We start from the raw sequence: 22,338 nt of genomic DNA, 5'->3' as shown, positions 1-22,338 counted from the left end.
CATGCACGCACGGAACGGACGACGAACGACCCTCGGGAGGGTTCCGGAGCCGTGATACCGCTCCAGATCAGCCCCTTCCAGTACGTCGCCAACGGCGTGGTGTTTTCGAGCATCATCGTCCTCGCGGCCATCGGGCTGTCGCTCGTCTACAGCATCGCGGACTTCGCGAACTTCGCCCACGGCGACCTCATGACCGTCGGGGCGTTCTCCGCGCTGTTCTCGGTCGGCTTCTTCCGACCGATGCTGGGCGACGCGGGCGTGTTCGGCCTGCCGCTTTGGTTCTTCCTCGCCCTCGCGTTCGGCATGGGAACGGCGGCGGTCATCTCCGTCATCACCGACCGCGTCATCTACCAACCGGTGAAGGGGTCCGACTCCATCGGCCTGCTCATCTCCAGTATCGGGGTCGCACTCGTCTATCGCGCGCTCGTCTTCCTGTCGTTCGGCACCGAGGCCGAGCGCTACGGCGTCCCCAGACAGGGACCGATTCCGTGGGTCCGCGAGTCGCTCGGCATCGCCGTCACGCCGCGCAACCTCGTCGTCGTGACGCTCACCGTCGTGCTCGTGGCGGCGCTCCACCTGACGCTGACGCGGACGACTCTCGGCCGGAAGATGCGCGCGACCGCCGACAACGCGGACCTCGCGCGTATCAGCGGGATTCGGACCAGCGAGGTCATCATCGCGATGTGGCTCATCGGCGGCGCGCTCGCCGCGGCCGGCGGCGTCTTCCTCGGACTGGAAGAACTCGTCCGCCCGCGGATGGGCTTCGACATCCTGCTTATCGTCTTCGCCGCGGTCATCCTCGGCGGCATCGGCTCCGTCTACGGCGCGATGCTCGGCGGTCTCGTCATCGGGATGGTCCACGAGCTGGTCCCGCTTTTCAACCAGTGGGGCGTCATCCCGGTCGGCTCGCGGTACGCCGCGGCCGTCGCGTTCGTCATCATGGTCGCCATCCTGCTCGTTCGCCCGAGCGGAATCGCGGGTGATAGCGGATGAGCGCGGTCTCCTCGTGGGTGAGCGAGACGCTCGTCCGCGACGCGACCGAGCGGCGCATCTTCGCGGTGCTCGGACTCATCACCGTGTTGCTCGTCGCCGGCGTCTTCGCCGGCGTCATCGGGCCGCGATTCCTCCTGTTCCAAATCGCGCTCGTCGGGATGTACGCCCTGCTGTCGCTCGGACTCAACGTCCAGTGGGGCTACGCCGGCCTCATCAACTTCTCCGTGGCCGCGTTCTGGGGTATCGGCGCGTACTGCGCCGCGCTGTTGACCGCGCCGAACTCCCCGCTCGGACTCGGACTCCACCCGGTGTTCGGGTTCCTCGCGGCCATCGTCGTGAGCGCGCTCATCGCGGTGCTCATCGGCATCCCGACGCTCCGCCTGCGCGAGGACTACCTCGCCATCGCCAGCCTCGGGCTGGCCGAGGTCATCCGCGCCATCATCCTCAACGAGCGCCGGTGGACCGCCGGGTCGAGCGGTATCAGCGGCATCCCGAACCTCATGTCGTGGTTGCCCCTGACCGACGCCGCGACGACGGCCGCAATCGTGGTCGTCCTCATCGCGGTCGTCTACCTGTTCCTCCGGCGCGTCCACCGGTCGCCGTGGGGCCGCGTCCTCCGGACTATCCGGTCCGACGAGGACCTCGCCAAGGCGCTCGGGAAGGACACCTATCGGTTCAAGATGCAGGCGTTCGTCATCGGCTCGGTCATCATGGCCGTCGCCGGGGCGTTCTACGCCCACTTGAACCTCTACATCGACCCCTCCGACCTCGTCCCCCTGACGACGTTCTACATCTGGATAGCCGTCATCCTCGGCGGGACCGGGTCGAACCGCGGGGCGGTCGTCGGCGCGGCCGTCGTCATCGCCATCCGCGAGGGGACCCGATTCCTCAACGACATCGGGTTCATCCAGACGCTCGGCATCGACTTGGCCCCGCTCCGACTGCTGTTCGTCGGCGGGCTCATCATCCTCATCATGCGGTTCCGGCAGGACGGACTCCTTCCACCGAAGGACGAACTCATCTGGCCGGCGGCGCGCGACGGGAGTCGCTCCGGCGGCGCGTCACCGTCGAGTGCCGCCCCGGACGGCGGCACCGCCCCGAACGGGGGTGACGACCGATGAACGACGACGCGTACGAGGGCGCGCGCCTCGACAAGGACGATGTCGTCCTGAAGACGACCGGCTTGGAGAAGGCGTTCGGCGGCCTCGTCGCCACCGACGACGTCTCCATCGAGGTCGACCGCGGGACCATCACCGGAATGATAGGGCCGAACGGCGCGGGGAAGTCCACGCTGTTCAACCTCATCTCCGGCTTCTACGAGAACGACGCCGGTCACGTCACCGTCAACGGCGAGGAGGTGACCGACCTCGAACCGCACGAACGCGCCCGAAAGGGACTCGTTCGGACCTTCCAGACGCCCCGGCGGCTGGAGGGGATGTCCGTCCGCGAGGCGATGCTCGTCGGCCCCGGCCCGCAGAAAGGCGAGTCCGTCTTCTCGCTTTTCTTCTCCGGGTCCGACGTGACCGAAGAGGAGCGGGCGAACATCGAACAGACGCGCGAGTTGCTCGAACGGTTCGAAATCGGGCACCTCATCGACCAGCCGTCGACCGACCTCTCCGGCGGGCAGATGAAGCTCGTCGAGCTCGCGCGGGCGTTCACGACGGACCCCGACATCCTGCTTCTGGACGAGCCGGTCGCCGGCGTCAACCCGACGCTCGCAAACGACATCAAGCGGTTCATCCGCGAACTCAACGAGGAGGGTCAGACCTTCCTCATCATCGAACACGACATGCCGTTTATCATGGACCTCGCAGACCCCATCATCGTTCTCGACCAAGGGAAGGTGCTCATGGAGGGCTCGCCGGACGAAGTCCGGTCTGACGACCGCGTCATCGAGGCGTACCTCGGGGGGGCCGGCCCGTGACCGAGCGCGCACTCGACGTCTCGGGCGTCGACAGCGGCTACGGCGAGGTGCAGGTCCTCCGGGACCTGTCGCTCCACCTCGAATCGGACGAAATCGTCTGCATCATCGGACCGAACGGCGCGGGGAAGTCGACCGTCCTCAAGACGGTGTTCGGCCTCCTCAAACCGTGGACCGGCTCGGTCGAACTGAGTGGGCGAGACATCACCGGCGAGGAGCCGGAGGACCTCGTCCGCGTCGGGATGGGCTACGTCCCGCAGGTGGACAACGTCTTTTCGTCTCTCACCATCGACGAGAACCTCAAGATGGGCGGCGTCGCCCGCTCGGAGGGCCTGCAGGCCCGAATCGACGAGCTGTACGACCAGTTCACGATTCTCGACGAGAAGCGCTCGGCGAAGGCGCGGACGCTCTCGGGCGGCCAGCGGCAGGTGCTCGCGTTCGCCCGCGCGCTCGTGATGGAGCCCGAAGTGCTCCTCATCGACGAGCCGTCGGCGGGCCTCGCGCCCAACATCGTCAAGTCGGTGTTCGAGGACGTAAAGAAGGTGAACGAACTCGGGACGGCGGTCCTGATGGTCGAGCAGAACGCCCGCGAGGGGCTCGGCATCTCCGACCGCGGCTACGTCCTCGACCAGGGGACCGTCGCCTACGAGGGCGACGCGGCGGGCCTCCTCGACGACCCCGAAGTCTCGCGGCTCTACATGGGCGGCGCGGACTACGAGGGCGTCGAGGGCGAGTAGCCATCGAACCGAACGGCGGGTGTCCGACCCGCCACCGTTGCGGGCCGCGGCGGTCGCCGGCGAGCCGGCCTACGCCGCGTGCTTTTCTATCTCGCCTTTGAGCGACGCGGCGTCGAAGTCGTGGTCGGGCCGGATGTTGACGAAGTCGAGGAAGTCGACGGCGTCCAACAGCGCGTCCGCGTCGTAGGAGTCGAGCGCCGCGGCGACCGCGCGCTTGGGGCCGACGAGCGGTTCGAGCGCGGCCAGCCCGCAGGCGAGGTCGTACGCGCGGGCGTCGCGCATCCCCTCGTCGTTGACGTTCGTCGCGTCGATGAAGTAGATGCCGTCCTCGCGGACGAGGACGTTCTCGGCTCTGAGGTCGCCGTGGGCGAGGAGGTTGTCGTGCATCGCCGCGAGCGCCGCGAACAGTTCCGGCGCGAGCCGTTCGACCTCCTCTCGCGGGGCGGTGTCGAGCGTGTGGAAGTTCGGCAGGTATTCGAGGACGAGGACGCCGAGGCCGTCCACCTCGAACGCCTCGACCGGCGCGGGCGCTTGCAGGCCGATGTCGCGGAGTCGCTTTGTCGCGTCGAGTTCGTGTTCGGCCATCTCCAGCGGCGTTCCGAAGTGTCCGAAAAAGCCCTCCGTCCCGCTGGAGAACGCGCCGAGGTTCCGCCCGGTCGTGAACACGGCGTGGACGAGCGAGTTCTGTTTGGAGATGACTTTCACGAACCACTCGTCGTCGACGACCATCGGGGTCGAAAGCCAGTTGTCCGCCTCGAGAAATCGGATGTGGAGGCTGTCGCGGTCGTATCGCCGGGCGAGTTCGCGGGCGACCGTCTCCAGACGCGGCCACCCGAGGCGGCCGCGGACGAGCCGACGGAGGTCCATGCACCCCCGTAAGACGAGGGGCGGCTTAACCTCGTGGGCCTACGACGATTCCTGTCGGACGGTCAACACGGGCGCGTCGGAGCCGCGAACGACCCGCTCGGCGACGCTCCCGATGAGGTAGCGGTCGATGCCGCTCCGGCCGTGGGTCCCCATCACCACGAGGTCGGCCTCCTGCTCGTCGGCGTGGCGGATAATCTCGCTCGCGGGCGTGCCCTCGCTGACGACCGTCTCGACCTCGACGCCGGCCTCGCGGGCCCGCTCGGCGACGCGGCCTAACACTTGTTCGCCGCTTTCGAGGAGCGCCTCGCGGACCCGTTCGAGCGAGAGCGCGGGCGCGGCGTAGCCGACCTCGCGCACGTCCGCGACGTAGAGCGCCACGAGCGTCGCGTCGTAGGTGCGGGCGTGTTCGATGGCGTGGTCCAACGCGGCGTCCGCGCAGTCGCTTCCGTCGGTCGGAAAGAGGATGTGAGAGTACATACAAGCGTCTCGGGCCGCGGCGCAAAAAGACCCGGACGGCCATTCCCACGCGGTGGGAGCGACCCGGAGCGGGCCGCCGCTTTCGCCCCCCGCGACGCACATCCTTCATGGTCGTTCGATTAGTTTATGTTCGGCACGGCGATAGTTTGCCGCATGGACTTCGACATCCCGGCCGAACACCGGATGATCCGCGACACCGTCCGCGAGTTCTGCGAGGAGGAAATCGCGCCCATCGCGCAGGACATCGAGGACGAACACCGGTTCCCCGCGGAGATATTCGACCAGTTGGCCGAGTTGGACGTGATGGGCGTCCCCATCGACGAGGCGTACGGCGGCCTCGGCGGCGACCAACTGATGTACGCGCTCGTCGTCGAGGAACTCGGCCGCGTCTCGGGCGGTATCGGCCTGTCGTACGCCGCCCACGTCAGCCTCGCGTCGAAGCCGATCGAGCTGTTCGGCACCGACGCACAGAAAGAACGCTGGCTCACGCCGCTGGCGACCGGCGAGCACCTCGGCGGCTGGGCGCTCACCGAACCCGGCTCGGGAAGCGACGCCAGCGACATGGACACGGTCGCGAAAACGGACGGCGACGGCTACGTCATCGACGGCACGAAGCAGTTCATCACGAACGCGAGCGTCGCCGGCTCGATTCTCGTGAAGGCCGTGACGGACCCCGGCGCGGGCTACGACGGTATCTCGACGTTCATCGTCGACCCCGAGAACGACGACGGCTTCGAGGTGACGACCGAGTGGGACAAGATGGGACTCAACTCCTCGCCGACCTGCGAGCTCTCCTTCGACGACTGCTGGGTGCCGGAAGACCGCCTGCTCGGCGAGGAAGGCGAGGGCTGGACGCAGACGATGAAGACGCTCGACGGCGGCCGCATCTCCATCGCGGCGCTCTCGGTCGGCCTCGCCGAGGGCGCGTACGGCCACGCGAAATCGTACGCCCAAGAGCGCGAGCAGTTCGACCGACCGATTGCGAAGTTCGACGCCATCCGCGACAAACTCGTCTCGATGCACCGCAAGACCGAACGGGCGCGACTGCTCACCCACAAGGCCGCGACGCGGTACGACGCCGGCGAGCGGGTCAGTCGGGAGTCCGCGCTGGCGAAACTCGACGCCTCGGAGGCCGCCCGCGAGGTCGCCGAAGACGCGGTGCAGGTGCTCGGCGGCTACGGTTACACGACCGACTTCGCGCCCCAGCGGTTCTACCGCGACGCGAAACTCATGGAAATCGGCGAGGGGACGAGCGAGATTCAACACCTCATCATCGGCCGCGAACTCGGCCTCTGAGGGGCGCTCGGAGTGGGCTGAGGCTCAGTCCGACTCGGCCATCGCCGACAGTCGGGCGACGTACGAGAAACTGCGGACGTGGTCTTCTTCGGTCGGCGCGTCTTCGAAGTCCGCGGGAACCGTAAACGAGACGACGCGCTCGCGAATCGCGTCGTGGGCCCCGTCGCCGATCCAGCCGATGTCGCGGTAGTACGACACCATCTCCAGCGCGCCGCGCCCGCCGAGTCGCTCGACGAGATGGACACACCAGTCGAGGAGCACGCGCTCGGCCCGCGGCGTCCGCGGAACGTCGTCGAGGAACGGCTCGCCGTCCGAGGTGACCGCCGCGGTCGTCGCGAGGAGGCGCTCGTGGGCCACGTCGCGCCACGTCCGGTTCGTCGGCGGGTCCGCCCAGTCGAACGTTCGGTCGCCGGTCCCGCGGCGGGGCCTCGACCCAGTCGGGTCGTCGGCGTCGGCGGGGTGACGTGACTCGCGCGGCATCTATCCCTGCGTGTGCGTCCAGCCGAATTAAGCGTTCGGGCGAACGTCCGACGCGTGACAGGTCCGCGGTCAGGCGGGCCGGCGGAGTCGTCCGAACTGGTCGATTGATAACCGGCTGACCGGGCGAGTAGAGGATGGAACGCAAGCACGTGACTGGGGCGTGTAGGACCGCTTCGACGGGAAACGCGCCGGTATCAGCGTTGATAGGCAGAGCGAACTGCTTAAGTTCCGAACCAGCTACACGTTTGATATCGATCCGATGTGACACTCATCGGAAAGAACAGTTCCAAGAGAGTCACAGATGCGAGCCACGACCCACTCATGACCAGCGTCGGGCAGTCCCCGCACGCGTACGCGCTGTTCGCCGCGGGCATCCTCGCGGGTGCCGTGACGCTCGTCGTTCTCGGTCGGTTCCGGCTCTACTCCCGACGCGTCCGTCTCCCCTTTGCGCTCTTGACGCTCTCCGGGAGCATCTGGGCGACCGCGTACGGCTTCGTCTTCCTCGCGGTGACGCCGACAAGCGAGCTGTTCTACGCGCAGTTGGCGTGGGTCGGCGCGGCCGTGCTCCCCACGATATGGCTCGTCTTCACGCTCGTCTATGCCGGCGAGGACCAACTGCTCTCCTCGCAGATGCTGGGCTTTCTGGCCGTCGAACCCGCCGTCGCTATCGCCCTCAAGTTGACGAACGCCTCGCACGGACTGCTCGGGTCGCCGCTCGACCTCTGGCGGGCCGCGAAACCGAACCGATTCGCCGTCTCCGGCGCGGACTTCCTCGGTCCGTTCGGTCCGGACCTCGTTCTCGCCGCACACGCCGTGTACGGGTTCGGCGTCGCCGTCACCGGAGTGAGTGTCATCGCACGGACCTACCTCAAGAGTTCGAACATCCACCGGCGACAGGCCGGGTTTCTCTTCGTCGCCGGCGCGATTCCGCTCGCCGCGCTCGGTGGCGAGTTCTTCTTTCCGTTCCGAATCAACCCCGTCCCCGTCTCGATCGGCGTCAGCTCGGTCGTCGTGCTCTGGGCGCTCTTCAGACACCAGCTGTTCGACATCACGCCCATCGCCCGCGACGCGATTCTCTCGGAGATGCGCGACGCGGTCGTCGTCCTCGACGAACAGGACCGAATCGTCGAATCGAACGGTGCCGCCTCGGAACTGCTGGCGCAACCGGTCGCCGACTGCATCGGCGAGTCCGTCCTCGAAAGCGTCCGCGTCCCGGCCGAGGTCCGGACGGTGCTGGAGGGCCGCGACAGAGCCGAGGCGGTCGTCGAGGACGGCGACAGCTGTCGGTATTTCGAGGTCCGCGCCGAATCTCTCGGCGACCGGACGCGCGACCGGGCGCGCTTGCTCCTCTTCTACGACGTGACGGAGCGCCGCCGCACCGAAGAGGAGTTCCGCGCGCTCATCGAGAACTCGCGGGACGTCATCACCGTCCTCGACGCGGACGGCGAGCGGACCTACACGAGCCCCTCGATGACGGAGGTGCTCGGCTATCGGACCGAGGCGCTCGTCGGCGAGTCGGTGCTCGACCTCGTCCACCCCAAGGACAGAGACCGAGTCGCCGACTCTCTCGACGAAGTCGTCACCGGCGACTCGCCCGTGCTCGCGGAGTTCAGAATCCGCCACAAGAACGGCACGTGGCGGCGGTTCGAGACGGTGGGCGTGAACCTCCTCGACGACCCCGCCGTCGGCGGCGTCGTGTTGAACTCCCGGGACGTGACGAGTCGGCACCGCTACGAACAGCGCCTCCGGGTGTTGAACCGCGTCCTTCGGCACGACCTCAGAAACGACATGAACGTCATCCTCGGCCACGCCGACCTCCTCCTCGACGAACGCATCCCCGCCGAGTCGAAGGACCACGCCCGGACGATAAAGCGGAAGGCGTCGTCGCTGGTCGAACTCGGCGAGCAGACCCGGCACATCGACACGACGCTCACCCGCGAGTCGTCCGGCCTCGAACCCGTCGAGGTGGTCGAGCGCATCGAGACGCAGTTAGACGACATCGAGTCCGACTACCCCGAGGCCATCGTCCATCGGAACCTCCCCGAGGAGATGTGGGTCTCCGCGGACGACCTCATCGAGTCGGCGCTCAAGCACCTCATCGACAACGCACTCGAACACAACGACCGCGTCATCCCGGAGGTCGCGGTCACCGTCGAGCGGAGTCAGACCTCGACCGACTACGTCGAGATTCGAATCGCCGACAACGGACCGGGCGTCCCCGACGCCGAGCTGTCCGTCCTCGAATCGGGAACCGAGACGCCGCTCCAGCACATAAGCGGGCTCGGCCTCTGGTTGGTCCAGTGGATAATCGACCGCTCGAACGGCCGGCTCCGGTTCGCTGAAAACGAGCCGCGGGGGACCGTCGCAGTCGTCGGCCTCCGGAGCGCCGACCGAGCGGTCTCCGTCAGCGACGGCGGCACGGTGACGAGCGAGTCAGAGACGGACTGACCGACGGGCGGAGTTACAGAGAAACGGGAGCGCCGCGTACGAACGGGGAATCGGGAAAGCGGGAACTAGGAAAGCGGGAACTAGGAAAACGGGAACTAGGAAAACGAAAACCGAGAAAACGAGACGACTGGAGCACCGAGCGTTCAGGCCGCGTTCCGGTCCCGGAGTCGCACCGCGAGCCGGTGTGCGCCCTCGGCCGCGGCGGTCGTCGGGTCGTCGGGAGCGACCACGTCGACGGGGCGGTCGAGTTCCGCGGCGAGACGCGATTCGAGTTCTTCGACCAGTCCGGGGATACACGCCATTCCGCCGGAGACGACGAGCGGGCGGGCGCGAGCGAGCTGATGGGTCTTCATGTGTGCGTTCGCCAACCGTGAGAAGAAGTCGCCGAGCTCGGCGACCGCGTCGTCGAGGTAGTCGTCCAGCGGTTCCATCACACCCCGTTCGACGGTGAACTCGTGTGTACCCTCACTCCCCTGTTCGACCGCGTCGGCGAAGGGTTCGAACCCGCCGAAGTCGGCATGGACTTCCTTGTACTCGCGGGCGGTTGCGGGGTCGATAGTCACTCGCCCGTCGGTCTCGGCTTCGACCGCCTCGGCGATGCGCCGGTCGACGCGGTCGCCGGACACCTCTGCGGAGACGAACGGGAGTAGCCGCGTTCCGTGTCGGTACGCGCACGCTTCGAGGTTCGTCGCACCGAGGTTGACGGCGACGAAGACCTCGTCGACCGCCTCGATACCGTCGCCGAGCGGCGGAATCGACGCGCACAGCGATTCGGGGACCCCGCGTGTGAGCGCCGCACCGAGACCGCACTCGCCGACCGCGGTCCCGAAGTTCGCGAGGCCGACCCTGTCGTCGACGGTCGGCATCGCGTACACGACGGCGCTCTCCGCGGGGAGGTCGTGTCGCTCGCAGAGTTCGCGGACGAACCGCTCGAACCGCTCGGCGTCGCGGGCGGTCGCGGGCACGCCCGACCGGAGCATGAACTCGCCGTCGTCGTCATCGGCCAGACACGAGGGGAGGCAAACCGTCGTCTCCGCGTCGCAGTCGTCGAAGACGAGCGCCGTCCGGGAACTCCCGAACTTGACGCCGATGGCCGTCGGCACGTCGCGCTCGGCGGACTCGCGCGTCGCGCCGGCGCGGTTGGCCGCGGCCGCGTCGTTCGTCATACGGTATCAACTCGATTCGGACTCGGCGGGGTGGTTCGCGCAGTCATGGAATTCACTCGGTTGTCGCAAGGAGAGACCGTGTTCGAGACCCGGCGGTCGGCGTCACACCATCGAGGAGAGACGGGCGACGTAGACCAGACTCAGCAGGTGGTCGTCGACGTCGAGGTCGGTCGGTTCGTCGACGTCGGCGGAGAAGCCGAGGAGGTAGTCACGGAGCGTCTCCTCGACGCCCGGCGTGACCCAGTCGACCGTCTGGTAGTACCGGAGGGCGTCCATCGCCCGCTTGAACCCGCCTTTGAGGACGAGGAACTCCAGCCAGTCGAAGACGACGCGCTCCGCGCCGTACTTGTCCGGTAGCGAGCGGAGATACGGCTTTTCGACGCCGTCTTCCTCGCCGCGAGACTGGTGGACGAGCAGGTGTTCGAGCTGGCTCGACCGGAGCGCCTCGGACGCCTCCTGTCGGCTCCGGTCGAAAAGCGGGTTGTCGAACCGGAACGGTCCCCGGTCGTCGAACCGGCCGTCGTCGTACCGGCTATCGTCGAATCTGCTGTCGTCGAATCGGCCGTCGCCGTTCCGTCTGGGCCGTGGGGCGTCACGCGCGATACGTCGGAGTTCGTCTGGGTCGTATTCGTCCGGGTCCAAGTACATAGGTCACCTCGTTCAAGACGGCACGACCCCCGAGTCCCCCGACTCAGGGCGACGGAGAGCGCAGGGCGCTGTCCGGTGTGTCACACGCGTTGTCGTACCGTTTCGGTGAAAGCATTCGAAGGAGGCGACATAAATCTATTCGAGCCATTATCACCAGTGATATCTCGCTGTCTCGGAGTTCGAAATCCGTCGTCCTCGCTCGACCTCGGTGTCACCGGTCGCCTACGCAGATTCGGGACACGGTTTCGACGCAACCGCGCCGAGAAGATTTCGACACAACCGCGTCGAGAAGAGAGAAACCCGCTCAGAGCACGTGCGTGCCGCTTTTCGCGCTCCGCACGCGGAGGTCGCCGGTCTCGCTTTCGAGCTCCAACGAGCGGCCGTGGGAGCCGCCGACGTCCTCGGCGACGACGTCGATACCGAACCCGGCGAGCGCCGTTCGCGTCGCCGCGACGTTTCGGTCGCCGATACTGCCGTCGCCGTCGGCCGAGGTGAAGTCGAACATGGTGCTTCCCCCGGCGATTTTGGCGACGATTCGGTCGGTGTCCGCGCCGACCGCCCGCATCTCTTCGAGCAGGAGTTCGACGCTGGTGTCGACGAACTTCGCCGGCTCGCTGTCGTCGTCCGCGTTCGGGAGCATGGCGTGTGCGAGACCCGAGATGCCCGTCTCGGGGTCGTACAGCGCGACGCCGATACAGGAGCCGAGACCGCTCGTCGTCAGCGTGCTCTCGTCGCTGGAGACGGCGAAATCGGCGATTCCGACCTTGATTCGACCGGAGCGGGCCGCGGGCGTGTCCGTTGTGTAAACTTGCATTGAGATACCTCTACGGGGGGTTCACGCGGCGGGTGAGAGTTGCTTGAGCGCCTTGCGCAGTTCCGTCTCGTCGGGGAGCGCGTAGATGTCGCAGGTGAACTCGTCGTCGTCCGTTCGGATGGTCGAGTCGATGAGGAACGCGTACTCTTGAGACTGCGCGAGGTCCGTCGCGAGCGGGTCGATGATGGCCGACCCGATGTCGTGGACGTGCTTCGGCGGCGAGATGTCGATAGTCGTTTCGAGCGCGTTGGCCCAACCGTCGAGGAAGCCGGAGGTCGTGATGTTTCCGATCTCCTGAATCGCGCTCTGGCGCATCGCCTCGTCGCCCTCCATGCCCGGCAGGAGACTGCTGGCGATGTTCTCGGCCGACGGCTCGTCGAAGAGGATAGCGATGTAGCCGCTCGGCGTTCCGCTGAACTCCAACACGACGCCGCGACGGACCGCGTCTGTCAACGACATCGGCACCCCCTCGATGGGGACGAAGCTCAGCCGACTCACCTCGACGGTCGTGTCGATGCCCGTCATCGCCGTGATGTCCTCCGAGGCCTGATTCGCGCCGTCGTTTATCATCTCGGAGAAGGCGGCGAACGACTCGACCGGGAGCGCGCCGTCGTCGCCGCTCGCCTCGACGATGGTCCCGATAGACGAGGCGGTCGGCACCATGTACAGGTCGAATTCGATGGCGTTGTCCGCGGCCTCCAGCTGGTTGCGGAAGACGAGGACGTGCTCGTCGTCGCCGCCGTTTTCGAACCCCTCGGCCTCGATGTGGTCGAGCGGCCCGTCGTTCTCGTCGTCGACGTAGGTCGGCGTCGTGATGTCGACGGTCGTGTCGAGGTAGTCGGCCCAGCCGTCGATGAAACCGCCGAGCATGATGTTCGCGACCTCCTTGAGGCTACTCTCGGCGAGTTCGCCCTCGGCGTCGGTGGCGTCGATGCCCGGCATCAACGCGTCGACCAACCGCTCTGCGGACTCGGGCGAGAACGCCAACACAGTGTGGCCGTCTAAGCCCCCCGAAAAGCCGATGTGGACGCTCACGAGGTCGCGTTCGGCGAACTCGCTTTCGACGTCCGACTTCGTCCCGAGTTCGACCTTGGTGACGTTGACGTACGTGTCGATGCCCGCGAGCGTGGTCAGCGAACCCGCGGCTTTCTCCGCGCCCGAGTGGGCGAGCCGACTGAACGTGCGAAGCGACCGGACGTCGAGATTCATGCCTCTGCCTGAATCACGTCGGCGATTGCCTGAAGCACGTTCGGCTTCTGGAACGGTTTCGTGATGTAGCCGTCGGCCCCCGCCTCGACCGCTTCGCGCATCTTCTCTTCCTGTCCGACCGACGTGCACATGATGACCGATGCGCCGGCGTCGAGCGACTTGATCTCGGACGTCGCTTCGATGCCGTTTCGAATCGGCATCACGACGTCCATCGTGACGACATCGGGTTCGAGTTCGCGGTAGAGTTCCACCGCTTCGACCCCGTTTTCGGCTTCGCCGACGACTTCGTGTTCACCCTCGAGGAGCTGTTTGAGGAGATTCCGCATGAACGCGGAGTCGTCTACGACCAGTACCTTGCTTGCCATACCTCCAGATTTCCGAAAATCACACCATAAACCCTTCCTCCCCATTATCAAGGCTGATACGGGATATAAAGCGTCAATCGCCCACGTCACGCCGTGTCGACGCCGGTTCTCGGAGAGCGCTCGCAGAGCGTGTCACCGCCGTCAGCGTTGACGTGGTGGGAACGAAGCCCCCGTCTCTTCGACGGCGTCGAGAAGGTCACCGATGCTGTCGTCGCGGCCGAGTCCGTTCGCGGCCGCGAGCGCCTCGACGGCCCGACTGGGGTAGGTGACCTGAACCTCCGAGGCTAAAAGCAGGATACCGAGCACCTCGTCGGGCGGCGTGTCGGCGCTACCGACGGCCTCGGCGTACCACGTGAGAAACGAGTGGACGACGTCGGTCACGTCGTCGGAGACGGTCTCGTGTCGGGCGACCTCGCCGTCGACGAGCGCGGTCGTGACGAGCGCGTGGTCCGCGCGGACCGCCCCGACGCGCTCCGCGAGCAGGCGGCGGGCGAGCACGGCCCGTTTTTTCGGGTCTTTCGGGAGGACGAGCTCGGGTGTGCTGGTGCTCGTGTCTCTCTCGTCGTCTTCACCGGCCGCCTCCGTATCGGGGCGGCCGGCCCCGTCGGAATCGGAGTCGGAGTTGGAGTCGGAGGGTCCACTCTCGCCACCGGCCTCGTCGTCGATCGGTGTTGGCGGCCTGTTTTCCCCCGTCGAGATGACGTACCGACCCGTGTCGAGCGCCGCGACGTGCTCGTCGCGGCTGATATCGAGTTCGTCCGTCCCAACGACCCCCTGTTCCTCTGGGTGAGTGGGGGGACGTTCGTCCTCGTCGTCCATCGGCGGATGCTCGGTGCCGTGGCATATAATCCCATCGTCACCGCGTGTGGCGACCTCACTACTACGACTGAGAACGTGGCAGATAGACAACCAACACATTGACAAGCGGCGCGTCCTGATGAATCTCTATCTATGGAGTCTGACAGGACCCTCTCAGCGCTGGGGAACGAATACAACCCGGATATCCTCCGTGCCGCGGACGAGCCTCACTCGGCACAGGAGTTCAGCGAGATGTTGGATATCCCCATCGCGACCTGTTATCGCCGGATCGAGGAACTGACGGCCGCGGGCCTCCTCGAACTACACGACCGGGTTCTCTCCGACGAACACCGACGGACGAACGTCTACCGCCGCGAAGTCGACGAGATCGTCGTCCGCTTCGAGGGCGACGACTACACCGTCAGTGTGACCGAGCGCCCGGAGGTGAAGAACAAACTCGACGACGTGTGGCGGAAGATTACGCAGGACTGAACCTGCTCCGGCTCCGGTCTTTTCCCCTACGTTTTCTGAGACGAGCGCCGATTCGGCTTCCCGCGTGAGCGTGCGAAGAACCTTATTTATCGACGCACCCATCCACCAATATCAATCTTGATATTGAGGGCCGTAGCGTTATGTAGGACCTCTCCAAGTTGACGAGTGACGGTTCCCCGCTCTCCACAGAGTGTGGGACCAAACCCACGAAACCCATGTTCGAAAACATCAACGAAGACCGGGGTCAGGTCGGTATCGGGACCCTCATCGTCTTCATCGCGATGGTTCTGGTCGCCGCAATCGCGGCGGGCGTCCTCGTGAACACGGCTGGCTTCCTGCAAGCCACCGCCGAGGACGCCGGACAGCAATCTGTGAACAAGGTCACCAACCGCGTCGACGTCGTCAACGCCCACGGTCTGGTCAATCAGACTGGTGAGGAACGCACCGTCGACCAGGTTTTCCTGACGGTTCGCCTCGCGGCCGGCTCTGGGAGTGTCTCTCTCGAAGACACGACGGTCAAGTACCTGAGTGAGACGACCGCACGGACCCTCACCTACAACGACACTAACGACGCCAACGATCAAGCGGACCCGGCCAACCTGACGACTGGGAACAACTTCACCGCGGGCGTTCTCGAAGACGGCGACGGCTCCTTCGAAGTCCTGAACGAACAGTCCGACCGCGCGGAGATCGTCATCAACACCTCCACGGTCGAAGGCTCCACAGCCAACGGGACGGCCACGGGTCAGACCGTCAAGCTCGACATCACTAGCCGCAACGGTGGCACGACGCAGGTCATCCTGACGATGCCCCAGCAGCTCGCCGGCAAGGACAACAACGACCCCATCGCACTCTAGGAGATTCACATGTTCGATAACATTACTGACGACGACCGGGGTCAGGTCGGTATCGGGACCCTCATCGTCTTCATCGCGATGGTTCTGGTCGCCGCAATCGCGGCGGGCGTCCTCGTGAACACGGCTGGCTTCCTGCAAGCCACCGCCGAGGACGCCGGACAGCAGTCCGTGAACAAGGTCACCAACCGCGTCGAAGTCCTCAACACCCACGGCACGGTCGGCGGAGAAGAGGACATCGACAACATCACGCTCACCGTTCGCCTCGCCGCCGGTTCCGACGCGGTGGACATGAACGAGACCTCCATCAAGTACCTCAGCGGCGACAGCGTCGTCACCCTGACCAACCAGACGGTGACGACCGGAGATAACTCCGCGACGAACGACTCCGCAGCCGGCGTCGCAGACAGCGACGAGTTCGGTCTCACCAAGGTCACCGACGACGACGGCTCGTTCGGCGTCCTCAACAGCATGAACGACCGCTACGAGGTCACCATCGACACGGCCGCAATCGAAGACAGCAACGGTGACGACACCGACCTCATCGGCGGCCTCTCGACGGGCGAGCAGGTCAGCCTCGAAATCACCTCCCGCACGGGCGGGACGACGCAGGTCATCCTGACGATGCCCCAGCAGCTCGCCGGCAAGACGCAGAGCGAACCCGTCGAACTGTAATCCGGCCCTAAGCTTTCCTTCTATTTTACCGACGCCGACTCCCGAGCGGCGGCGCTGTCGTTTGTTCGGAGTACACTACTCACGGCACAACTCGGCCGGAGTGACGCTATCGGAGGCCGCGCTCACTCGACAGGCAACCGCCGCGGCTGAGTTGCGGCGGTGAGAAGAGACGAACTAGAAGGAGACGGTAGCCAGCGAGACGAACACGAACGATGTCGACGAGTGCGGCGCGTTCCCGTGTGCGGGGGGAGCCGGAACGGTCTGACGGTGAAGACAGAAAAAGAACCGCCGGGATGGAGCCACGCCGGTCTTCGAGGCCGACCCGTTACTCGGTCTCTTCGCCGAACCACGGCGGGGATTCGCCGACCATCGAGAACCCGGCCGCCTGCTCGTATATCTTGATGCCGCCCTGTGCGATTTCCAGCGGGAACATCGAGTTCTTGATGCTCTGCTTGCGCATCTTCGCCACCCAGATGTAGCGGTTGCTCGTCGCGCCCGCGGGACTCTGGATGAGGTAGATGTTCCCGTCGGTCAGGAAGTTTTCGAGCCCGATGTCGGTCTCGGGGAAGATGGCCGACTGCTCGGTGGTCAGAAGCGAGGTGAGACCGCTGTCCTTCAGGATGTCGATGAACTTCAGGAGGTACTGGCGCTGTTCTTTCTCGTCGTCGAAAAACAGCTGGAACATCGTCAGCGAGTCGAGGACGAGCCGGTCGTAGTTGGTGTCCTGGAGGTCGCCGAGGATGCGGTCGAGCGTCGTCGAAAAGTCACCGTCGCGGAGGAGCGTTCGCTTGTCGTAGACCTTGATTTCGCCGGACTCGACGTACTCGTGCCAGCGGTCGAACCCGATGGACTCGGCCGCCTCGCGGATGTCGTCTTCCGTCTCTTCGAAGGTGAGATACAGGCCGCCTTCGTCGAACTGGTCGACGCCGTTGTAGAGATACTGGAGTCCGAGGATACTCTTCCCCGTCCCGGGATTGCCGCTTATGAGTACCGCGGCGTTCTTGACGATACCGCCGTTCAGGATGGAATCGAGCCCTTCGACACCGGTCTTGACTAGTTCTGTCATGATTGTGTTAAACCGTGTGTTGACTGTCGGACGAACCTCCGTGCCGACGCCGGATAATTCTTCTTACCGCCGCTACGGCGTCGTCTGACTTTTATTACACGTTCGTCGGGGAGAAATCCAGAGCCGTTCGAATATCGGGACTGATAACGGGACGGGAACTTTCTTGTACCGACTTACGTACCTTTGCACCAATGTTACCTGCTCCCCCGAGTCCGTCGGACCGCCCCGGCCGGTCCGCCGCTCGGCCGGGTGACAGGCCGTCGCTCCAACGAGCATCCCCGCAGACGGTGCGGAGGTGCTCGCTGCGAGCATGATGGAGTGGCAGAACGACGAAGACGCGGCCGACGCCGGGGACGAAACGACGGAAGGACAACACATGTCATCAGACGATGGACTTGGATTCGAGGAGGGGATCGACGACCTCTCGGACGAGTTTGGTGACTTCGGCGACGACCTCGACGACGGATTCGACGACGACGATTTCGGCGGATTCGGCGACGACAACAGCGAGGAACTCGCAGAGCTCGAAGATCGCATCGGCGAACTCGAGAACGAAGTAAGCGCCATCTCGTCGGGGATGAACACCGTCCGCGAAGAGAACAAACAGATCGGAGAGACCGTCGAAGAGCTCGACGACACGATTCGCAAACTACTCGACATCTACGAGATGGTCACCCGCGGCATCAACCCGTTCGTCGACGACGCCCGCGAGATGGGCGGCCTCGACGGCGGGGGCGCGTTCGGCCTCTTCGAGGCGGAAGCCGAGGACGAAGAGCATCTCGACCCCGAGGTGGCGAACGCCGACGCCGAGTCGTTCTTCGACGACGACTTCGGCGAGCTCGACGCCGAGGAGGGCGCGAAAGAAGCGGAGCTCGCCGCCGAAGACGAACTCGTGGAAGCAGAGCGCGAGAGCCCCGCGGACGCCCTCGACGACGGCGACGACGAGACCGACGAGGCCGACGACTCGGGCGGCGCGGGCGGCGCGAGCTTCGACGACCTCAAAGAACAGTACGAGGACGGCGGCGGCTGGGACGACGAGGACGACGCGGAGGCGGATGACGCAGAGTCTGACCTCGACGACGACCTCGACGACGACCTCGACGACGAATTGGCCGACCTCGAAGACGAGGAAGACGCGGCGCTCGACGACGTCGACCCGGTCGAGGCCGAGACCGACGACGACGAAGAGGACGTCGAAGCGGTCGCCGACCTCGATGACGACCTCGACGACGACCTCGACGACGAACTGCTCGACCCCGAGTCCGAGGTCGAAGACGCCGACGGCGACGTCCGCAAGACGCTCGACGAACTGGAGGCCGAGTACGCCACCGCGGCGGCCAACGGCGAGCTCTCGGGCGACGACGAGGCGGCCGCCGAACCCGAGCCGCCCGCGGCGGTCGAAGCGTCGGACGCCTACCTGACGGGACTCCCGTCGAACTACGTCTCCGAGGTGCTCGTGCTCGAATGGGCCGAACACCTCGTCTCCGTCGGCGGCGCGCTCGGCGCGTCGCGCGCGCTCCGCCAGTATCGGGAGCAGGACTGGATATCGCGCGCCGTCGAGAGCGAGCTGAACGCCCACGTCGGGCAGATAGCGCCGTCGGTCGAGGACGCCGACGACCACGAACTCCGCATCGACGACCACCAGACGAGCCTCTCGTACGTCTGCCGACTCGCGGAGGACGTTCCGCGGGGACAGCTGTACGACGAGCTGGTCGCCTACGGGGGGAGATTCGATGGGATTCGGTGTTAGCGGCTCGACCGCCATCATCTTCCTCGGCGTCCTCGTCGCCACGGGGTCGCTGTACACAGCGACGTCCAACGCGTCGGAGAACGTGCTCGAAGCGCAGGACGCCGACGCGGAGCGGGCGCTCGAACGGACGAACACGGACATCGCGGTCACGAACGCGACCTACGACGCGAACAACACGACCCTCACGGTGAACCTGACGAACGTCGGCTCGGAGACGCTGTCAGTGAGCGAGACAACTCTGCTCGTCGACAACGCCTACGTCGACGTGCCGCCGGCCAACGCGACCGTCGACGGCGACGCCGCGACCGACCTCTGGTACGCCGGCGAGAACCTCAGCCTCGTGGTCGACGCCGATCCCACGCCCGCACGGGTGAAAGTCGTCACCGGAAGCGGCGTCGCCGCGACGGAGGCGGTGAGCTAGATGGCCGACATCTCCGTTCCGAGCCTCATCCTGTTTATCGCCAGCATCGTCGTCGCCGCCGGCGTCTCGGGTGTCCTCATCGACACCGTGACCGGTATCAGCAATTCGGTCGACGAGCGCGGCGGCGACGTGAGCACGGAAATCAGAACCGACATCGAAGTCATAAGCGACCCGGAGGCGGGCGTCTACGACGGTGCGAGCGACAACCTCTCGATATACGTCAAGAACACGGGTCTCAGGACGCTCCCGGCGACCAGCGGCGGCTTCGACATCATCGTCGGTGGACAGTATCAGACCAACGTCACGGTGAACGTCGTCGACGGCACCGAGTGGCGGCCGAGCAACGTCATCGAACTCACGGTGACGGACATCGCGTTGACCTCGGGCGACTACCGGATGACCGTCGTCGTCGACGGTGACGAAGAGGTGTTCAAATTCCGCGTACCATGAGCAGTCAATTCTCTCTCGGGCTATCCGGGCACGACCGTCTCGAAAAGGAACTCGGCGGCGGCATCCCAAAGGGTGCAATCGTCCTCATCGAAGGGGACTACGGCGCCGGCAAAAGCGTGCTGTCGCAGCGGTTCAGCTACGGCTTCTGCGACGAGGAAACGGTGGTGACGCTCGTCTCGACCGAGCTGGGCGTCCGCGGCTTCCTCGACCAGATGCACTCGCTTTCGTACGACATCGTCAAGCATCTGCTCGACGAGCGAATCCTGTTCCTCCAGGCCGAAATCGACAGTAGCGGCGCGCTCTCCGGCGGGAGCAGTCAGAAGGAGCGCAAACAGCTCCTCCGGCGACTGATGGACGCCGAGACGCTCTGGGACGCCGACGTCATCATCATCGACACGTTCGACGCCATCCTGCGTAACGACCCGCAGTTCGAGGCGCTGGTCCGGCAGAACGACGAGCGGCAGGCCGCCCTCGAAATCATCTCGTTTTTCCGCGAGCTGACGACGAAGGGCAAGACCATCATCATCACCGTCGACCCGTCGTCTGTCGACGAGGGCTCTATCGGTCCGTTCCGCTCTATCGCCGACGTCTACTTCGAACTGGAGATGGTGGAGGTCGGAAACGACGTCCGCCGGAACATCTTCGTGAAGCGCTTTGCGGGCATGGGCCAGCAGGTCGGCGACCGCGTCGGATTTTCGGTCCGGTCGGGTATCGGACTCGTCATCGAGTCGAGGAGCGTGGCGTAGATGGCGAGCGAACACGGCTCCGCCAGACTGTCGGACGATCTCAAGCGCCTCGCGATGCAGTGGCCGCACCTTCGGGACCACCTCAAGCGGTTCCGCCAGATCACCGGCGAGTTCCCGATGCTCGTCGACGAGCCGGGCGACTACGAGTCCCGGCGTCCGAACATCATCTACCCGCTGGGCGGTCCCGTGTTCTGCCAGATATACGGCAACTTCGGCGAGACGACGAAGTACTACACCATCGAACCCGAGATGGACGACGACGAACTCGAGGTGTTCGCTCGGGTCAAGGACAAACTGCTCGAACGAAGCGTCTCGAAGCCGGCACCCGAAGAGAGCGCCGACTACGAAGAGCGCATCGAGGAGTTGCTCTCCGAAATCGTCCACATCGAGGGCGACGACCGCGGGCCGCTCGGCTCGGTGGCGAAACGCCTCGACGTGGCCGGAATCGAGGTCTCGCAGACGACCTACGACAAGATTCAGTACCGACTCGTCCGCGACATCGTCGGCCTCGGTCCGCTCGAACCCATCATGCGCGACCCGGAGAACGAGGACATTCACGTCATCGGTCCCAGTCAGGTCGACGTCGACCACGGGACCTTCGGGCTGTTGGAGACGAGCGTCGAGTTCGACAACACGGAGCAGTTCGACAACTGGCTCCGCAACATGGGCGAACGCATCGGCGACCCCGTCTCCGACGCCCACCCCATCGTCGACTCCACGCTCCCCGACGGCTCGCGTATCAACATCATCTACTCCGACGACGTGTCGCTGAAGGGGTCGTCGCTCACCATCCGTCAGGGCGACGACGTGCCGCTTTCGGTGTTCCAGATCGCCAAGTGGGGGACGCTGTCGCCCGAGTTGGCCGCGTACCTCTGGATCGCGCTGGAGAACGAACGCACCATCTTCGTGGTCGGGGAGACGGCGTCGGGCAAGACGACGACGCTCAACGCCATCCTCTCGTTCATCCCGCAGGACTCGAAGATATACACGGCGGAGGACACCGCCGAGGTGCTCCCGCCGCACGACACGTGGCAGCAACTCCTCACCCGCGAGGGCCGCGGCTCCGACTCCGAAGTCGACATGTTCGACCTCGTCGCGGCCGCGCTCCGCTCTCGCCCCGACTACATCATCGTCGGGGAGGTCCGTGGCGAGGAGGGGCGCATGGCGTTCCAGGCGGCCCAGACCGGTCACCCGGTGATGCTCACGTTCCACGCTTCCGACATCGTCTCGATGATTCAGCGCTTCACCGGCGACCCCATCAACGTCCCCGAGACGTTCATGGACAACTGCGACATCGCGCTGTTCCAAAACCGCGTCCGGCGGGGCAACGACATCCTCCGTCGGGTGACGAGCGTGCAGGAGATCGAGGGCTACTCGAAGGAGATGGGCGGCGTCGTCACCCGCGAGGCGTTCTACTGGGACCCCGTCCAAGACGAGATCGTCTTCCAGGGGATGAACAACTCCTTCATCATGGAACAGAAGGTCGCGACGCTCCTCGGCTACGACGACACGCGGAAGATATACGACGACATCCAGTTCCGCGCCGAACTCGTCCGCCGGGCGATACAGGAGAACGTCCTCGGCTACCACGAGGTGAACGAACTCATCGAGGACTTCCAGCGCGACGGCGTCGAGGGACTGCCGTTCGACATGGCGAGGGTGTAA

Annotated in this window: 24 protein-coding genes; 14 read left to right on the top strand and 10 right to left on the bottom strand. The window is 65.5% G+C overall.

The features are described from left to right. The first annotated feature begins 51 nt into the window (after positions 1–51). Genes C438_RS16415 through C438_RS16400 form a run of 4 tightly spaced genes read left to right on the top strand, consistent with a single transcriptional unit; the run spans position 52 to position 3,651 of the window. Entirely contained in the window at positions 52–993 is a 942-nt protein-coding gene (locus C438_RS16415; RefSeq protein ID WP_004970821.1) for a branched-chain amino acid ABC transporter permease, read from the top strand. Next, positions 990–2,114 carry a branched-chain amino acid ABC transporter permease gene (locus C438_RS16410; protein WP_004970820.1) on the top strand — a complete coding sequence of 375 codons (1,125 nt, stop codon included), beginning with the start codon at positions 990–992 and terminating at the stop codon, positions 2,112–2,114. Before C438_RS16415 ends, C438_RS16410 begins: the two co-directional genes overlap by 4 nt. Then, positions 2,111–2,917, top strand: coding sequence for an ABC transporter ATP-binding protein (locus tag C438_RS16405; protein ID WP_004970819.1), 807 nt, complete (start codon positions 2,111–2,113; stop codon positions 2,915–2,917). Before C438_RS16410 ends, C438_RS16405 begins: the two co-directional genes overlap by 4 nt. Further along, positions 2,914–3,651, top strand: coding sequence for an ABC transporter ATP-binding protein (locus C438_RS16400; protein ID WP_004970818.1), 738 nt, complete (start codon positions 2,914–2,916; stop codon positions 3,649–3,651). Before C438_RS16405 ends, C438_RS16400 begins: the two co-directional genes overlap by 4 nt. A gap of 69 nt (positions 3,652–3,720) precedes the next feature. On the opposite strand, the gene C438_RS16395 is transcribed toward C438_RS16400, so the two are convergent. After that, positions 3,721–4,518 (bottom strand): RIO1 family regulatory kinase/ATPase domain-containing protein, encoded by a 798-nt coding sequence (locus C438_RS16395; RefSeq protein ID WP_004970816.1) that lies wholly within the window; start codon positions 4,516–4,518, stop codon positions 3,721–3,723. Between the two features lie 39 nt (positions 4,519–4,557). Then, positions 4,558–4,995: a universal stress protein gene (locus C438_RS16390; RefSeq protein WP_004970815.1), complete on the bottom strand. Its 438-nt coding sequence runs from the start codon at positions 4,993–4,995 to the stop codon at positions 4,558–4,560. A gap of 153 nt (positions 4,996–5,148) precedes the next feature. On the opposite strand from C438_RS16390, the gene C438_RS16385 reads away from it, so the two are divergent. Beyond that, complete coding sequence (locus C438_RS16385; RefSeq protein WP_004970813.1) at positions 5,149–6,291, top strand: acyl-CoA dehydrogenase family protein; 1,143 nt, start codon at positions 5,149–5,151, stop codon at positions 6,289–6,291. 24 nt (positions 6,292–6,315) lie between these two features. Here C438_RS16385 and C438_RS16380 read toward each other — a convergent pair whose 3' ends face one another. Continuing rightward, positions 6,316–6,771 carry a FlaD/FlaE family flagellar protein gene (locus tag C438_RS16380; RefSeq protein WP_004970812.1) on the bottom strand — a complete coding sequence of 152 codons (456 nt, stop codon included), beginning with the start codon at positions 6,769–6,771 and terminating at the stop codon, positions 6,316–6,318. Positions 6,772–7,092: 321 nt separating this feature from the next. On the opposite strand from C438_RS16380, the gene C438_RS16375 reads away from it, so the two are divergent. Beyond that, complete coding sequence (locus C438_RS16375) at positions 7,093–9,219, top strand: histidine kinase N-terminal 7TM domain-containing protein (RefSeq protein ID WP_004970811.1); 2,127 nt, start codon at positions 7,093–7,095, stop codon at positions 9,217–9,219. A 143-nt stretch (positions 9,220–9,362) separates the two neighbouring features. On the opposite strand, the gene C438_RS16370 is transcribed toward C438_RS16375, so the two are convergent. From C438_RS16370 to C438_RS16345, 6 genes are all read right to left on the bottom strand, one after another. Continuing rightward, the gene (locus tag C438_RS16370) at positions 9,363–10,385 is read right to left on the bottom strand and encodes a hypothetical protein (protein ID WP_004970810.1); all 1,023 of its coding nucleotides are present in this window, start codon (positions 10,383–10,385) and stop codon (positions 9,363–9,365) included. A 102-nt stretch (positions 10,386–10,487) separates the two neighbouring features. Then, entirely contained in the window at positions 10,488–11,033 is a 546-nt protein-coding gene (locus C438_RS16365; protein ID WP_004970809.1) for a FlaD/FlaE family flagellar protein, read from the bottom strand. Between the two features lie 304 nt (positions 11,034–11,337). Further along, positions 11,338–11,847: a chemotaxis protein CheD gene (locus tag C438_RS16360; RefSeq protein WP_004970808.1), complete on the bottom strand. Its 510-nt coding sequence runs from the start codon at positions 11,845–11,847 to the stop codon at positions 11,338–11,340. A gap of 21 nt (positions 11,848–11,868) precedes the next feature. Next, positions 11,869–13,056, bottom strand: coding sequence for a chemotaxis protein CheC (locus tag C438_RS16355; protein WP_004970807.1), 1,188 nt, complete (start codon positions 13,054–13,056; stop codon positions 11,869–11,871). Continuing rightward, on the bottom strand, positions 13,053–13,421 hold the full coding sequence (gene cheY / locus C438_RS16350; protein WP_004043735.1) for a chemotaxis protein CheY: 369 nt from the start codon (positions 13,419–13,421) through the stop codon (positions 13,053–13,055). Before cheY ends, C438_RS16355 begins: the two co-directional genes overlap by 4 nt. A gap of 141 nt (positions 13,422–13,562) precedes the next feature. Continuing rightward, on the bottom strand, positions 13,563–14,240 hold the full coding sequence (locus C438_RS16345) for a DUF7500 family protein (RefSeq protein ID WP_004970806.1): 678 nt from the start codon (positions 14,238–14,240) through the stop codon (positions 13,563–13,565). Between the two features lie 132 nt (positions 14,241–14,372). Here C438_RS16345 and C438_RS16340 point away from each other — a divergent pair, with 132 nt between their 5' ends. The 3 genes from C438_RS16340 (at position 14,373) to flgA2 (ending at position 16,240) form a co-directional block, all read left to right on the top strand. Continuing rightward, on the top strand, positions 14,373–14,711 hold the full coding sequence (locus C438_RS16340) for an ArsR/SmtB family transcription factor (protein ID WP_004043733.1): 339 nt from the start codon (positions 14,373–14,375) through the stop codon (positions 14,709–14,711). A 215-nt stretch (positions 14,712–14,926) separates the two neighbouring features. Continuing rightward, a complete protein-coding gene (gene flgA1 / locus C438_RS16335; RefSeq protein ID WP_004970805.1) occupies positions 14,927–15,568 on the top strand; it encodes a flagellin A1 in 642 nt (213 codons plus the stop codon). A gap of 9 nt (positions 15,569–15,577) precedes the next feature. Then, positions 15,578–16,240: a flagellin A2 gene (flgA2, locus tag C438_RS16330; RefSeq protein WP_004970804.1), complete on the top strand. Its 663-nt coding sequence runs from the start codon at positions 15,578–15,580 to the stop codon at positions 16,238–16,240. 325 nt (positions 16,241–16,565) lie between these two features. Here the strand turns inward: flgA2 and C438_RS16325 are convergent, their stop codons facing one another. After that, on the bottom strand, positions 16,566–17,306 hold the full coding sequence (locus tag C438_RS16325; RefSeq protein WP_004063737.1) for an RAD55 family ATPase: 741 nt from the start codon (positions 17,304–17,306) through the stop codon (positions 16,566–16,568). 295 nt (positions 17,307–17,601) lie between these two features. Between C438_RS16325 and C438_RS16320 the strand changes: the two genes are divergently transcribed. The 5 genes from C438_RS16320 to C438_RS16300 are packed head-to-tail and all read left to right on the top strand — an operon-like array spanning position 17,602 to position 22,338. Next, positions 17,602–19,056, top strand: coding sequence for a flagella accessory protein C (locus tag C438_RS16320; RefSeq protein WP_193363634.1), 1,455 nt, complete (start codon positions 17,602–17,604; stop codon positions 19,054–19,056). Further along, the gene (locus C438_RS16315) at positions 19,040–19,477 is read left to right on the top strand and encodes a fla cluster protein FlaF (protein ID WP_004970802.1); all 438 of its coding nucleotides are present in this window, start codon (positions 19,040–19,042) and stop codon (positions 19,475–19,477) included. Before C438_RS16320 ends, C438_RS16315 begins: the two co-directional genes overlap by 17 nt. Then, positions 19,478–19,927, top strand: a complete 450-nt coding sequence (locus C438_RS16310) for a CARDB domain-containing protein (protein ID WP_004970801.1) — start codon at positions 19,478–19,480, stop codon at positions 19,925–19,927. Next, positions 19,924–20,673, top strand: a complete 750-nt coding sequence (locus C438_RS16305; RefSeq protein ID WP_004970800.1) for an ATPase domain-containing protein — start codon at positions 19,924–19,926, stop codon at positions 20,671–20,673. Before C438_RS16310 ends, C438_RS16305 begins: the two co-directional genes overlap by 4 nt. Next, the gene (locus C438_RS16300) at positions 20,674–22,338 is read left to right on the top strand and encodes a type II/IV secretion system ATPase subunit (RefSeq protein ID WP_004970799.1); all 1,665 of its coding nucleotides are present in this window, start codon (positions 20,674–20,676) and stop codon (positions 22,336–22,338) included.

The organism is Haloferax denitrificans ATCC 35960, from assembly GCF_000337795.1.
Classification (GTDB): Archaea; Halobacteriota; Halobacteria; order Halobacteriales; family Haloferacaceae; genus Haloferax; species Haloferax denitrificans.
Note: the sequence above shows the minus strand (reverse complement) of the source record. Positions and strands in the feature narration are given on the sequence as shown.

Excerpts from the sequence above, each read along its gene's own strand:
- C438_RS16410 (WP_004970820.1), top strand. The coding sequence starts at position 990 with ATGAGCGCGGTCTCCTCGTGGGTGAGCGAGACGCTCGTCCGCGACGCG.
- C438_RS16405 (WP_004970819.1), top strand. The coding sequence starts at position 2,111 with ATGAACGACGACGCGTACGAGGGCGCGCGCCTCGACAAGGACGATGTC.
- C438_RS16395 (WP_004970816.1), bottom strand. The coding sequence starts at position 4,518 with ATGGACCTCCGTCGGCTCGTCCGCGGCCGCCTCGGGTGGCCGCGTCTG.
- C438_RS16390 (WP_004970815.1), bottom strand. The coding sequence starts at position 4,995 with ATGTACTCTCACATCCTCTTTCCGACCGACGGAAGCGACTGCGCGGAC.
- C438_RS16385 (WP_004970813.1), top strand. The coding sequence starts at position 5,149 with ATGGACTTCGACATCCCGGCCGAACACCGGATGATCCGCGACACCGTC.
- C438_RS16380 (WP_004970812.1), bottom strand. The coding sequence starts at position 6,771 with ATGCCGCGCGAGTCACGTCACCCCGCCGACGCCGACGACCCGACTGGG.
- C438_RS16375 (WP_004970811.1), top strand. The coding sequence starts at position 7,093 with ATGACCAGCGTCGGGCAGTCCCCGCACGCGTACGCGCTGTTCGCCGCG.
- C438_RS16370 (WP_004970810.1), bottom strand. The coding sequence starts at position 10,385 with ATGACGAACGACGCGGCCGCGGCCAACCGCGCCGGCGCGACGCGCGAG.
- C438_RS16365 (WP_004970809.1), bottom strand. The coding sequence starts at position 11,033 with ATGTACTTGGACCCGGACGAATACGACCCAGACGAACTCCGACGTATC.
- C438_RS16360 (WP_004970808.1), bottom strand. The coding sequence starts at position 11,847 with ATGCAAGTTTACACAACGGACACGCCCGCGGCCCGCTCCGGTCGAATC.
- C438_RS16355 (WP_004970807.1), bottom strand. The coding sequence starts at position 13,056 with ATGAATCTCGACGTCCGGTCGCTTCGCACGTTCAGTCGGCTCGCCCAC.
- cheY (WP_004043735.1), bottom strand. The coding sequence starts at position 13,421 with ATGGCAAGCAAGGTACTGGTCGTAGACGACTCCGCGTTCATGCGGAAT.
- C438_RS16345 (WP_004970806.1), bottom strand. The coding sequence starts at position 14,240 with ATGGACGACGAGGACGAACGTCCCCCCACTCACCCAGAGGAACAGGGG.
- C438_RS16340 (WP_004043733.1), top strand. The coding sequence starts at position 14,373 with ATGGAGTCTGACAGGACCCTCTCAGCGCTGGGGAACGAATACAACCCG.
- flgA1 (WP_004970805.1), top strand. The coding sequence starts at position 14,927 with ATGTTCGAAAACATCAACGAAGACCGGGGTCAGGTCGGTATCGGGACC.
- flgA2 (WP_004970804.1), top strand. The coding sequence starts at position 15,578 with ATGTTCGATAACATTACTGACGACGACCGGGGTCAGGTCGGTATCGGG.
- C438_RS16325 (WP_004063737.1), bottom strand. The coding sequence starts at position 17,306 with ATGACAGAACTAGTCAAGACCGGTGTCGAAGGGCTCGATTCCATCCTG.
- C438_RS16315 (WP_004970802.1), top strand. The coding sequence starts at position 19,040 with ATGGGATTCGGTGTTAGCGGCTCGACCGCCATCATCTTCCTCGGCGTC.
- C438_RS16310 (WP_004970801.1), top strand. The coding sequence starts at position 19,478 with ATGGCCGACATCTCCGTTCCGAGCCTCATCCTGTTTATCGCCAGCATC.
- C438_RS16305 (WP_004970800.1), top strand. The coding sequence starts at position 19,924 with ATGAGCAGTCAATTCTCTCTCGGGCTATCCGGGCACGACCGTCTCGAA.
- C438_RS16300 (WP_004970799.1), top strand. The coding sequence starts at position 20,674 with ATGGCGAGCGAACACGGCTCCGCCAGACTGTCGGACGATCTCAAGCGC.